The organism is Streptomyces sp. NPDC054794 (genome assembly GCF_053611585.1).
In genome coordinates, this window is sequence record NZ_JBSHAQ010000005.1 from 238,704 (window position 1) to 250,638 (window position 11,935).

11 protein-coding genes are annotated in these 11,935 nt (G+C 72.4%); 8 read left to right on the forward strand and 3 right to left on the reverse strand.

Annotation, left to right across the window (positions count from 1 at the left end; all coding sequences use genetic code 11):
• Positions 1 to 60: 60 nt before the first annotated feature.
• The 3 genes from ACWGKT_RS07510 (at position 61) to ACWGKT_RS07520 (ending at position 3,728) form a co-directional block, all read left to right on the forward strand.
• Positions 61 to 1,332 carry a sensor histidine kinase gene (locus ACWGKT_RS07510; RefSeq protein WP_453272856.1) on the forward strand — a complete coding sequence of 424 codons (1,272 nt, stop codon included), beginning with the start codon at positions 61 to 63 and terminating at the stop codon, positions 1,330 to 1,332.
• Positions 1,317 to 1,970: a response regulator transcription factor gene (locus tag ACWGKT_RS07515; protein ID WP_453272857.1), complete on the forward strand. Its 654-nt coding sequence runs from the start codon at positions 1,317 to 1,319 to the stop codon at positions 1,968 to 1,970. Before ACWGKT_RS07510 ends, ACWGKT_RS07515 begins: the two co-directional genes overlap by 16 nt.
• Positions 1,971 to 2,153: 183 nt before the next feature.
• Positions 2,154 to 3,728, forward strand: coding sequence for a DUF1996 domain-containing protein (locus ACWGKT_RS07520; protein ID WP_453272858.1), 1,575 nt, complete (start codon positions 2,154 to 2,156; stop codon positions 3,726 to 3,728).
• A 114-nt stretch (positions 3,729 to 3,842) separates the two neighbouring features.
• Here the strand turns inward: ACWGKT_RS07520 and ACWGKT_RS07525 are convergent, their stop codons facing one another.
• Positions 3,843 to 4,256 carry a hypothetical protein gene (locus tag ACWGKT_RS07525; RefSeq protein WP_235456373.1) on the reverse strand — a complete coding sequence of 138 codons (414 nt, stop codon included), beginning with the start codon at positions 4,254 to 4,256 and terminating at the stop codon, positions 3,843 to 3,845.
• 121 nt (positions 4,257 to 4,377) lie between these two features.
• Between ACWGKT_RS07525 and ACWGKT_RS07530 the strand changes: the two genes are divergently transcribed.
• The 5 genes from ACWGKT_RS07530 to ACWGKT_RS07550 all read left to right on the forward strand — a co-directional run bounded on the left by ACWGKT_RS07530 (position 4,378) and on the right by ACWGKT_RS07550 (position 9,714).
• Complete coding sequence (locus tag ACWGKT_RS07530) at positions 4,378 to 4,896, forward strand: tetratricopeptide repeat protein (RefSeq protein WP_453272859.1); 519 nt, start codon at positions 4,378 to 4,380, stop codon at positions 4,894 to 4,896.
• A 92-nt stretch (positions 4,897 to 4,988) separates the two neighbouring features.
• Positions 4,989 to 6,911: a hypothetical protein gene (locus ACWGKT_RS07535; protein ID WP_453272860.1), complete on the forward strand. Its 1,923-nt coding sequence runs from the start codon at positions 4,989 to 4,991 to the stop codon at positions 6,909 to 6,911.
• Positions 6,912 to 7,001: 90 nt separating this feature from the next.
• On the forward strand, positions 7,002 to 7,907 hold the full coding sequence (locus ACWGKT_RS07540) for a metal-dependent hydrolase (RefSeq protein WP_453272861.1): 906 nt from the start codon (positions 7,002 to 7,004) through the stop codon (positions 7,905 to 7,907).
• Positions 7,907 to 8,956 carry a PDR/VanB family oxidoreductase gene (locus ACWGKT_RS07545; protein ID WP_453272862.1) on the forward strand — a complete coding sequence of 350 codons (1,050 nt, stop codon included), beginning with the start codon at positions 7,907 to 7,909 and terminating at the stop codon, positions 8,954 to 8,956. Before ACWGKT_RS07540 ends, ACWGKT_RS07545 begins: the two co-directional genes overlap by 1 nt.
• A gap of 68 nt (positions 8,957 to 9,024) precedes the next feature.
• Positions 9,025 to 9,714 carry a TetR/AcrR family transcriptional regulator gene (locus ACWGKT_RS07550; RefSeq protein ID WP_356141771.1) on the forward strand — a complete coding sequence of 230 codons (690 nt, stop codon included), beginning with the start codon at positions 9,025 to 9,027 and terminating at the stop codon, positions 9,712 to 9,714.
• A 6-nt stretch (positions 9,715 to 9,720) separates the two neighbouring features.
• Here ACWGKT_RS07550 and ACWGKT_RS07555 read toward each other — a convergent pair whose 3' ends face one another.
• Positions 9,721 to 10,083 carry a 5-carboxymethyl-2-hydroxymuconate Delta-isomerase gene (locus ACWGKT_RS07555; protein WP_356141769.1) on the reverse strand — a complete coding sequence of 121 codons (363 nt, stop codon included), beginning with the start codon at positions 10,081 to 10,083 and terminating at the stop codon, positions 9,721 to 9,723.
• A gap of 28 nt (positions 10,084 to 10,111) precedes the next feature.
• Entirely contained in the window at positions 10,112 to 11,875 is a 1,764-nt protein-coding gene (locus ACWGKT_RS07560) for a SpoIIE family protein phosphatase (RefSeq protein ID WP_453272863.1), read from the reverse strand.
• Between the last annotated feature and the right edge of the window lie 60 nt (positions 11,876 to 11,935).

The window sequence follows — 11,935 nt, forward strand, 5'->3', positions numbered from 1 at the left end:
CCCCCTGACATGGGGGTTCGGCCCCGTGACCGGGGCCCGGGGGTCGGCGAGACTGATGTCATGAACACCGACACGAAGAGCGGCGGCGCCGGCGGGCGCACCCGGGAAGTGGTGCTGGCCGCCGTACGGGGACTCGTGCTGGCCCTGGCGATGCTGCCCGTCGCCGTGCTCGTCTTCACGCTGGCCGTCGTCTCCATCGCGACGATCCCGATCGGCATCGGCATCGTCACGACCCCCTATGTCCTGGGCGGGGTGCGGGACTTCGCGGACGTACGGCGGCGGCTCGCGGCCGAGTGGTGCGGGGTGCGGATCCCGTCGGCGTACCGGCCGATACCTCCGAACGCCAACCCCTGGGCGCGCTGCTTCGGGATGCTCCGCGACCCGCAGGTCCGGCGGGACCTGCGGTGGCTGCTGGTGGACATGACGGCGGGCTACCTCACGGCGCTGCTTCCCGCCGTCCTGCTCCTCTACCCCTTCGAGGGGTTCGCGGTGGCGGCCGGGCTGTGGCGGGTGCTCGCCGACGGCCAGACCTACTGGTACGGCTTCGTGCCGGTCACCGACCAGCCGTCCGCACTCGGCGCGGCCGCCACGGCCGCGGTCCTCCTGGTCGCCGCCTACCGTCTCGCCCCGCGCCTGCTCCTCGTCCACTTCCGGCTCACCCGGGCCGTCCTCGGCGCAGATCAGGGCGAACTCGCCGAGCGTGTGCGGGTGTTGACCGAGACCCGGCGCGACGCCGTGGACACCTCGGCCGCCGAACTGCGCCGTATCGAGCGGGATCTGCACGACGGGGCGCAGGCCCGGCTGGTCGCGATGGGCATGGACCTCGGCACGATCGAACTGCTGCTGGACAAGGACCCGGAGCAGGCGAAGAGGCTCATCACCCAGGCCCGCCGGAACTCCGTCGAGGCCCTGGAGGAACTGCGCGATCTGGTCCGCGGCATCCACCCGCCGGTGCTGGCCGAACGCGGACTCGGGGACGCCGTACGGGCGCTGGCGCTGCGGCTGCCGCTGCCGGTCGACGTGGACGTGGAGCTGACCGGCCGCGCGGAGGCGCCCGTCGAGTCGGCCGGCTACTTCGCGGTCAGCGAGGTCCTCACCAACGCCGTCAAGCACTCCGGTGCCGACCGGATCTGGGTGGACCTGCACCACGCCGACGACATGCTGCGGATCACGGTCACCGACAACGGCCGGGGCGGCGCCGCGATCGGCACGGGCTCCGGACTGGCCGGCGTCGAACGGCGGCTGGGTACATTCGACGGCGTCCTGGCCGTCAGCAGCCCCGCGGGCGGTCCCACCATGGTCACCATGGAGATTCCGTGCGCGTTGTCCTAGCCGAAGATCTGTTCCTGCTGCGCGACGGACTGGTCCGGATGCTCGAAGCCTACGACTTCGAGATCGCCGCGGCCGTCGAGTCCGGCCCCGAACTCGCCCGCGCCCTGGCCGAGCTGGAACCGGACGTCGCCGTGGTCGACGTCCGGCTGCCGCCCACGCACACCGACGAGGGCCTGCAGTGCGCGCTGCGGGCCCGGCAGGACAGACCCGGGCTGCCGGTGCTGGTGCTCTCCCAGCACGTGGAGCAGTTGTACGCGCGCGAACTGCTCGCCGACGGCAGCGGCGGAGTGGGCTATCTGCTCAAGGACCGGGTGTTCGACGCGGAGCAGTTCGTGGACGCGGTAAGGCGGGTGGCGGCCGGCGGTACGGCGATGGACCCACAGGTGATCCAGCAGCTGCTGTCCCGGCAGGCCGCCGGCGACCGGCCGCTGGCCCAACTGACCCCTCGGGAGCTGGAGGTCATGGAACTGATGGCGCAGGGCCGGTCGAACGCGGCGATCGCCGGGCAACTGGTCGTCACGGAACGGGCGATCGCCAAACACACCTCCAACATCTTCGCCAAACTGGGACTGGAGGTGTCGGACGACGACAATCGGCGCGTACTGGCGGTGCTGGCCTACCTGGACGGGGAGCGCTGATTTTCCACGAATTTTTTACAACTTCCGCTGCTCAGCGTGCTGTTGACGGTCACGTGCGCCTCAATCCTCTGATGAATTCGTGAGGCGGCTGAACACCCTTGGGGCGGCATGCGTATGGAAGGACGCCGCTTCACTCCTGTCGGGCGCCTCGATGCTGCCCCGCAAGGAAGTCAGAGGAGTTCCATGGGACGCAACACACGAAAACGCCGTACGCCGCTGGCCACCAAGGCCATTGCCGCATCGGCGGCCCTAGCGCTCGGTGGGGGCGGGCTGATCTGGGCGAACTTCTATGCCTCGGCTCACGAGTCGAACAACAACGGGTGGAACCAGACGAAGGCCGCCGGTGCCCAGGTGGCCACGATCTCCTGCCCGGACGTCGGCCAGAAGCTGACCAACGTGCCGTACCGGGCCCGGACCGAGGTCAACGGTGAACTGGCCAACCTCGACAGCCAGATCACGGACGCCTACCAGCGTCTGGCCACCACCCGGGACGCGCAGACCAGGGACGCGAGTTTCGTCCAGAACTCCATCCTCCAGCCGCTGAAGGACCGCCGCGCGGCGATCCTCGACCGCATCAAACTGGAGATCTCCCGGGCCGGCGGCACCACGCCCTCCGGCCTGGAGACCCTGGCCTCCTGCACCGGAACCACGGTCAACCAGACCACGGCCGGCCAGACCGGCCAGAACAACACCGGTCAGAACAACACCGGCCAGCCCAACACGGGCCAGACCAACACCGCTCAGCCGCAGACCGGCGGTCAGCAGCAGAACGGTGGCCAGCAGCAGAACGGTGGCCAGCAGCAGGCCGGCGGGCAGCAGCAGAACGTCGGCGGGCAGGCCGGCAACGGCCCGGTCGCGGCCGACTTCGTGGACATCACGAAGGTGCAGCCGAACGTTCCCGCGAAGCCGCAGCGGGGCGGCAACGCCTCGAACGGTACGTTCACCACCCGCTGCGGTGTGAACGCGAACAAGAACTTCAACACCGACAACGTGATCGTGGCGCCCGGCGTGACCAACGGCGCGCACCACCTGCACGACTACGTCGGCAACCAGAAGGTCAACGCGTTCTCCAGCAACAACACGTTCCTGCAGGGCGGGACCAGCTGCCAGAACCGCAGCGACCTGTCGGCGTACTACTGGCCGGTCGTCCGTATCCAGGACGGCACGCAGGACTTCGACCAGAACAAGGACGGCGGTGGCAAGGAAGGCAACGTCGGCAAGATCCTGACCCCCGTCTCGGCCCAGATCAAGTACGTCGGCAGCCCGACCAGCAAGGTCGTCGCGATGCCGCAGTTCCTGCGCATCATCACCGGTGACGCCAAGACCACGACCAACGGTCTGGCGAACGCCAACGCGCACTGGAGCTGCACCGGCTTCGAGAACAAGGTCCAGCTGACGCAGCAGTACCCGATCTGTCCGCAGGGCAGCAAGGTGGTCCGCACGTTCGCCTTCCAGAGCTGCTGGGACGGCCAGAACATCGACAGCGCCAACCACCGCACGCACGTCGCCTTCGCCGACGCGGGCGGCAACTGCCAGAACGGCTTCAAGGCGATCCCGCAGCTGACGATGCGTCTGACCTACAACATCACGCCGCCGACCATCCAGAACGGTGTGGTGAAGAACGCCTACGCGGTGGACGGCTTCCCCGAGCAGCTCCACAAGGCGGCCACCGACCACGACGACTTCATCAGCGTCACGACCGGTGGCCTGGCGAACCGGATCGCCAGCTGCATCAACCGCGGCCAGCGGTGCGCGTGAGCGGATCGTACGGAGCACGTGCACCGGTAGGCCGGAGCGCGTGAACCGGTGAGGCGAAGGAGCGGGCGGTGGGAATCTCCCACCGCCCGCTCCTTCGTCCGTGCCGACCGGGGTTCAGCCGCTGTGACCGCTGTGCGCGGCGTGGTTCGTGCCGATCTCCACGTCGCCGCCGAGGGTGCCGCGCAGCGCCTTGACGACCCCGTCGTCGCCGACGGCGACCCACTTGCGGCCGACCAGGTAGAAACCGCCGTAGTCCTTCGCGTCGTTGATCCACTCGCGCTGGCCGCGGTCGGTGGCGAAGGTGGCGAGGATGAACCTGCCGTCGGAGTTCTTGCAGATGGCCTGGCGGAGCTCGTCGGCATCGGTCTGGATGTTCGGCTTGCACTTCACCTCGGCGGCCAGGCTCTCCAGGCTGCCCGTGGCGGTGGCCGGAACCGCCTTCGCGTCGTCGCCCCCCGAGCCGCAGCCCGCCAGCGCCAGTACGGCCGCGACGCCCGTCACGGCGAGCATCGGTCGCGTCAACCTCATGTGTCGTTCCTCCGGTCCCGGTGGGCGTAAGCATGCCGCAGAGAGCCCGGACTGCGGGCCCCGCCCTTCGATACGGCCGCCGTGGGCGTCCCGCTCAAATTCGCTGCCCCGGTGGGCACACGTGTGCGAGGGTGGGCCGGTGACCAAGGACTGGGAAGACCGCGTGACCGCCGCCTGGGCGACCTTCGACGACTACGCCGAGGACGAGGCGGCCGACTTCCGCGCCGTGATCGACAAGCTGGTGGCCGAACTGCCCGGGGACAGCCCGCTCGGCCCGTTCGAGCAGGCCTGCGCCTGGGACTCGACCGGCCACTCGGACCGGGCGGTGCCGCTGTACCGGGAGGCGCTCGCGCGCGGGCTGAGCGGCTACAAGGGGCGCCGGGCCAGGATCCAGCTGTCCAGCTCGCTGCGGAACACCGGCCGGGCCGAGGAGGGCGTCGCACTGCTCACGCCCGAACTGGACGCCCCCTCCGACGAGTTGGACGACGCGGTCCGCGCCTGTCTCGCCCTGTGCCTGTCCAGCCTCGGCCGCGACCGCGAGGGCCTGTCCCTGGTCCTCGGCGCCCTCGCCCCGCACCTGCCGCGCTACCAGCGGTCCATGGCGAACTACGCCCGGCTGCTGGTGGAACCGGAGGCCTGAGACCGGCCGGCCGGCCGGTGAGGTTACCCCTCGTGGGAGGGAATCACACGGGCGGCGGGTGACCAACCACCGATTCGCTCGTTCAGCTGAACGTGCAGTCACAGGATGTCGCCCCGCACCCCTCGTCCGCCTCCACCGACCGGGTCGTCGACGTCGAGCAGGCCGAGGCCGCTCTCGTCGAGCACTACCCGCGACTCGTGCGGCTCGCCTACCTGATGCTGCCGCCGGGCCTCGGCCGGAGCCGGCGCGTCCTGACCGCGCACGCCCTCACCCAGCGCGCACTGCCCCGGGGCCGGTCGTCCGCGGCGTCCGCGATCCCGGCCCAGTCGACCGGCCGGGACGGCGACCCCGGCTACGCCTTCGTCCGCCTCCAGGTGGTGCGTACGGCCCTGGAGGCGGGCCCGTCGTCCGGGCGCCGGGTGTGGCCCCGGCGGTCCCAGCTGCCGCCGCTGCTCCCCCAGGTGTGGGGCCTGCGCCTGTTCCCGCGCTCCGGCGGCGCCGAGGAACTCGCCCTGGACCAGCGGCTGGCGGGTCTGTCCGGCGCGGCCCGCGTCGCCTACGTGCTGCGCGGCCTGGAGGGGCTCGCCGACGGCGACGTACGCCAGGTGCTGAAGGCCGCCGGGGTCGTGAGCACGACCGCGGCACTGCGGGAGGCGGACGGCGTTCCCGCGCAGTACGCGCTGCTCGCCTCCCCCGAGTTCGACCCCTGCTCGCTGCAGGCCCGGCCCACCGACCTGATGCGGCGCCGACAGCACACCAAGGCCGCGCTCGCCGCGGTCGCCGCCCTCGCGGTGTGCGGCGCGCTGGTCGCGCTGCCGGGCGGCGGCTGGGGCCCGGACGGCGCCGCCGCCCCCACGTACGCCCAGAACCCGGCCGCCGAGGCCGCCCTGGACCCGGGCCGGCTGGTCCGGGTCACCCCCGCCGCCTGGAAGACCGCGGCGCGCGCCGACTTCTCCGTCTGGCCCGCGCGCGGGCCCCTCGCCGACGACACCGCCCTGCTGCGCCGCGCCCTCGCCGTCTGGGCCCGCCCCGGCGAGCGGGTCCGGGTCTCGGCGACCCCCGGCACCCAGACCGGCGGCCCGGCCGGCCCGCCCCAGCTGCTGTACGCGGGCGAGGTCGACAACGCCCGTGTGGTGATCCTGTACGACGGTCTGCGCATCGCCCGCTACGCCGAGCCGAAGGACGGCACGCAGGGCGCGGCCCTCGACTTCGCCCGCGTGGACGGCGCGACCGGCACCGAGGCGAGCGCGCTGGTCCTCGGCCGCTCCGACGGCAACGTCCGCTATCTGACCGCTCCCTGGGTGACGAAGGCGGCCGAGCGGGACCTGACGAAGCCGGCGGCGGGCGCGATGGACCTCGACCTGACCGACGGTGTCACCGCTCCGCTGGCCAGCCCGGCCCTGCAGCCCGGGGCGTGCTCGTCGTGGAACGTGCTCCAGCTGACCGACGCCGCCGGCACGCATCTCGCCGGGGACCTCGGAGAGTTGGTCCCCGCACGGCTCACCGCGGGGCGGCCGGGCTCGATCCGGGACGCGTCCACGGCCGAGGGGCTGCGCGAGTGGGCGCCGTTCGCCTGCTCGCTGGCCGCGCAGCGCTCGGCGGGGATCAGGAGCGTCAACGCCTGGCAGTACGCCGACCAGCCGCTGCCCGACGGGAGCGGGACGGGTGAATGGGTCTGCACCCGCGCCGAGACCTGGCGGGGCGACGGGACGGTGGCCCTGGCCCAGTTCCACACGCCGGGCGGGCGGTACGGTGCGGTCGCGGCCAAGGGCACGGACGGCAGGGCCTGCGGTCCGCGCGATCCCCATGTGCTGGCCGGGGTGCTGTGGAAGTCCGAGGACGGGAGCTGGTACCTGCTGGCGGCGGGCGGGCGCGGCACCGAGTCGATCCGCTCGACCGGCGGGGTCACCGAGTCCGCCGAGGGCCGGATGCTGGCCGCACCGGCCAAGCAGGGGGCTCGGGCGGAGCTGACCGGCACCCTGGACGACGGCTCCGAGCTGCACGGGCTCCACTGACCGGCCTGCCGGAACGGCCTGCTGACACTCGCGTCAACAAGTCCGCGCAGAAGGGTTTCCCTCGTACTTACCCGTCAGTACATTGACGCCATGTCTAACACGCCGCTCAAGGCCCGGAAGGTGTCCTTCTCGTGGGAGGGCACCCCGATGCACTGGGTGCCCGGGGACCCGTTCGCCACGCACACCATGAATGTGCTGCACCTCCTGCTGCCCGCCGGTGAGCGGTGGTTCGTGCACGTGTACAAGCAGGTGCTGCCGCTGATCCGGGACGACCGGCTCCGCGAGGACGTCATCGGGTTCATCGGCCAGGAGGCGATGCACTCCCAGGCCCACAACGAGGTGCTGCCGCATCTGAAGGAGCTCGGGCTGGACCCGACGCCGTACACGGCGCAGATCGACTGGTTCTTCGAGAAGCTGCTCGGCGACCGGACTCCCCCACTGCTGAACTCGTGGGTGGTACCCCCATCGCCGGGCAGGGCCCGCCGGTGGTGGCTGATGGAGCGGGTGGCGCTCATCGCGGCCATCGAGCACTACACGGCCTTCCTCGGCGACTGGATACTGAACGCCGACGAACTGGACCGGCGCCGGGCCGATCCCACCATGCTGGACCTGATGCGCTGGCACGGCGCCGAGGAGGTCGAGCACCGCTCGGTCGCCTTCGACCTGTTCATGCACGTCGACGGAAGCTACCGGCGCCGGGTGCGCACCTGGGCGACGGCCTTCAGCGCGCTGGTGTTCCTGTGGCAGCGCGGGGCCCGCTTCTTCATGGAGAACGACCCCACGCTGGTCGACGGCAAGGCCTCCTTCAAGGACTTCTACGTCTGCGGCCGGCGCGGCACCCTGCCCGCGACCGGCGACATGCTGAAGTCCATCCCGCGCTATCTCAGCCGCGCCTACCACCCGTCCCAGGAGGGCTGCACCGAGCAGGCGCTCGCCTATCTCGCCACCTCCCCCGCCGCGCTGGCCGCCGAGAAGGCCGAGAAGGGAGCGACGTGATGCCGAAGCTGCGCACCGTCGTGGTCCTCACCGGCGCCGCCCTGCTCGCCAGGCGGGCCCTGCGCCGCCGTATCGAGGCCTCGCCGCTGTGGCCGATGCCCGCCCTGGACCCGCCGATCTCCGGCCGGCCCCGCTCGCGTGCGCTCAGGCTGACGGTCACCGCGCACGAGACGGTCGCCGACGGGGTCGTACGACTGCGTCTGGAGGGTCACGGGCTGCCGCGCTGGGAGCCCGGGGCGCACCTCGACGTGGTGCTGCCGTCCGGGCTGGTGCGGCAGTACTCGCTGTGCGGGGACCCGGAGGACACCTCGTCGTACACCGTCGCGACGCGGCTGGTACCGGACGGCCGGGGCGGTTCGCGCGAGGTGCACGAGGGGGTCACCGAGGGCACGACGCTGGAGGTGCGCGGGCCGCGCAATCGCTTCCCGCTGGTCGAGGCCCCCGCGTACGTCTTCGTGGCCGGCGGCATCGGGATCACCCCGATCCTGCCGATGCTGCGGGCGCTGCCGGAGCACGCGCGGTGGCGGCTGTTGTACGGCGGGCGGACCCGGGCCTCGATGCCGTTCCTGGAGGAGGTCGAGAAGCTCGCCGGGGACAAGCTCGTCGTCGTCGCGCAGGACGAGGACGGTCTGCCGGACCTGGACGCGCTGTTCACGGACACGGCGCAGGGCACCGCGGTCTACTGCTGCGGGCCCCAGGGGCTGATGGAGGCGGTGGAGGAGCGGCTGCCCCACGGCGCCACGCTGCACCTGGAGCGGTTCGCGCCGCGCGCCTCGACCGAGGGCAACCACGCCTTCGAGCTGGAACTCCGGCGCAGCGGGCGGACGCTGACCGTGTCGGCCGACAGCACCGCGCTGGCCACGATCCGCGGGGCGCTGCCGGACACTCCCTACTCCTGCGAGCAGGGGTTCTGCGGGACCTGCCAACAGCGGGTGCTGGCGGGTGAGGTGGACCACCGGGACGAGCTGCTGACGGACGGGGAGCGCGCGGACTCGATGCTGATCTGTGTGTCCCGGGCGCGAAGTGAGCGTCTGGTGTTGGACATGTGACGGTTTCGCGTGAACCCGACGACCGGTCCGGCCCGTTCGGGGCCGGATCCGATCGGTAAGGTGTTCGCATGAGTACCGGGGTACGCCGCCGAATGGGCGTCGAGGAACGCCGCCAGCAGTTGATCGGCGTTGCCCTCGAACTGTTCAGCCGACGCTCGCCCGACGAGGTCTCGATCGACGAGATAGCGTCGGCCGCGGGCATCTCGCGCCCGCTGGTGTACCACTACTTCCCCGGCAAACTCAGCCTGTACGAGGCCGCGTTGAAGCGGGCGGCGGAGGATCTGGCGGGCCGGTTCGCGGAGCCGCAGGAGGGGCCGCTGGGCGGTCGGCTGCTGCGGGTGATGCGCCGGTTCTTCGACTTCGTGGACGAGCACGGCCCCGGCTTCTCGGCGCTGATGCGCGGGGGCCCGGCGGTGGGTTCCTCGGCCACCAACGCGCTCGTCGACTCCGTACGCCAGGCCGCCTATGAACAGATCCTGGTGCATCTGCGGATCACCGATCCGCCGGCCCGGCTGGAACTGGTCGTCCGTTCCTGGATCTCGCTCACCGAGTCGACGGCCCTGATCTGGCTGGACGGGCGGCGCATCCCGCGCGCCGAGCTGGAGGTCCAGCTCGTGCACGACTTCGGCGCGCTGGCGGCGGTCAGCGCCACCCAGGACGAGGAGATGGCCTCGGTACTGCGCCACATGCTCAAGGACGAGCCGGCCGACGGCACCTTCGTCGAGCTGGTCGGCCGGCTGATCGCCCTCGGACCCTGAGTCCTGTCAGCGCTCGAACTTGCGGTAGGACGGGTCCAGGTCGCGCACCTCGGCGGAGGCGTGCAGGACGAACCCGTCGTCCTCGACGTGCGTCCGCAGCAGTTCCAGGACGGTCTCGGTCAGCTTCGCCTTCGTCTCGTCGGTGCGCCCCGCGAGCAGTCCGATGGTGACGTGCACGATCGCGTGGTGCTGGTCCTCGGGGTCCTCGTAGCCGAACGCCGTGAACGCGCTCGGGCGGAACTGGGTCTTGCAGGCCTCCGGCTTCGCGGCCGCGATCTCGACCGTCGCGGTGTGCAGGGCGTGCGCGAACGCCGCCCGGTCGAAGGCGGGGGCCATCGTGGCGGAGTAGTCGACGGTGATCTGCGGCATGGGCACTCCAGTTCTATGGCGACAGGGCTCACCCTAGAACAGGCCCTTGGTCCGCCAGCCGCAGCGCCATCATGGCGATGTCGTCCTCGCGGTCGTGGCCGAAGTGGCCGAGCAGGGTGTCGCACAGGGCGCCCACCCCCGGCGGGGCGGCCGCGGCGGCCCCGAGCAGGCTGTCCATGGAGGCCGTCAGGTCCGTGCCGCGGGTCTCGATCAGACCGTCGGTGATCATGAGCAGCCGGTCGGCGGGCCGCAGGTACAGCTCGGTGGGCGGCGGCCGCTCCAGGCCGAGGCCGAGCAGCGGACCGTCGGCCCGCGCGTACGCGGCGCCGCCCTCCTCGGGCACGACGAGCGGCGGGATGTGCCCGGCGTTGGCGATCAGGGCGCGACCGCTGTCCGGGGAGATCAGGACCAGGCAGACGGTGGCCGTCACGTCGGGGTGGTGCCGCTGGAGCATCCGGTCGAGGCGGGCGGCGAGCCCGCCCGGGTCGCTGTCCTCGACGCAGTAGGCGCGCAGCGCGTGCCGGATCTCCACCATCACGGTGGCCGCGTCCAGCGAATGCCCGGCGACGTCGCCGACCGCGGTGAGCACGCCGGCGCCCGTGGCCAGGGCGGCGTAGAAGTCCCCGCCGATCTCGGCGCGCGGACAGGCGGGCACGTACCGGACGACGATCTCCATCCCGGGCAGGCTCAGGTCGCCGGGGCGGGGCAGGAAGCTGTGCTGGAGGGTCCGGGCGACGCGCCGCTCCGCCTGGTACATCAGCAGCGGCTCGGCGGCCAGCGCGGTGACCTGGGCGAGGCGGGTGACGAGCGTGCCGAAGGCCTGGCCGGTGCCGGCGGAGGTGAGCCCGGTGAGCAGTCCCTCGCCCGCGGGGGCACCGTGGGGCGCGAGTCCGGTGAGCGGTGTGTCGCCCGCCGGGTCCGGGGCGGCGGACGCGGGCCGGGCGAACAGGGTGTCGATGTCGGGGGCGCGGTGTGCCGGGGTGGCGACGCAGACCGGGGTTCCCCCGGGTCGGGTGCGGGCCAGGACGAGGTGGGCGTCGTCGGCTCCCGCGCGGAAGAAGCCGGCCGGCCACAGCGGGGCGGGCACGACGGCCGTGTGCACCTGGTCCGGGCCCTTCGTCAGCCCGGCGATCAGCCGGGCCACGGCCGCGTGCGCGGCGGCGTCGGGCGGGGCGAGGCCGCCGCGCTGTCGGGAGGTGCCCCGGTACAGCTCGTCGTCGGGGCCGACCACGAAGACCGCGGCGGGTCCCGCGGTGAGCCGGGCGGCGCCCTCGGCGGCCGCCTCGGCCAGTTCCCAGGGGCCGCGCGCCGCCTGGACGGCGACGGTGGCCTCGGACAGCAGGGTCAGCCGCCTGACCAGCGTCTCGGCCCCGGTGCGCCGACGGGACCGGCACACTGCGGCCCGGACCACGGCCTGGATCTCCTCCGGCTCGGCGGGCATCGCCAGATACGCCTCACCGCCCGCGTCCAGCCCCCGGCACCGGTCGTCGGGGCCCATCGCCGCCGCGGAGAAGTGCACCACGGGCAGCGCGGACGTGGTCGGCCGGGCCTTCACCCGGCGGCACAGCTCGAAGCCGCTCATGTCCGGCAGCCCGACGTCGACCAGGGCCACATCGGGCAGTACGCCCTCGCGCAGCCGCGCGTCGAGCTCCACCAGGGCCTCACCGGCGCTGGCGACCGGCACCACCCGGTGCCCGGCGCGGTGCAGCACCGCGCTCAGGGCGTACCGGCCGGTCGCCGCGTCGTCGACGACCATGATCGTGGTGTCCGTGTGCTCGCCTTTACCGTCCATCTCCACAGGCCCTAGACGCACCAAGGGTGGGGCAGTCCCGAGAACGGGCCCTGCCCCACC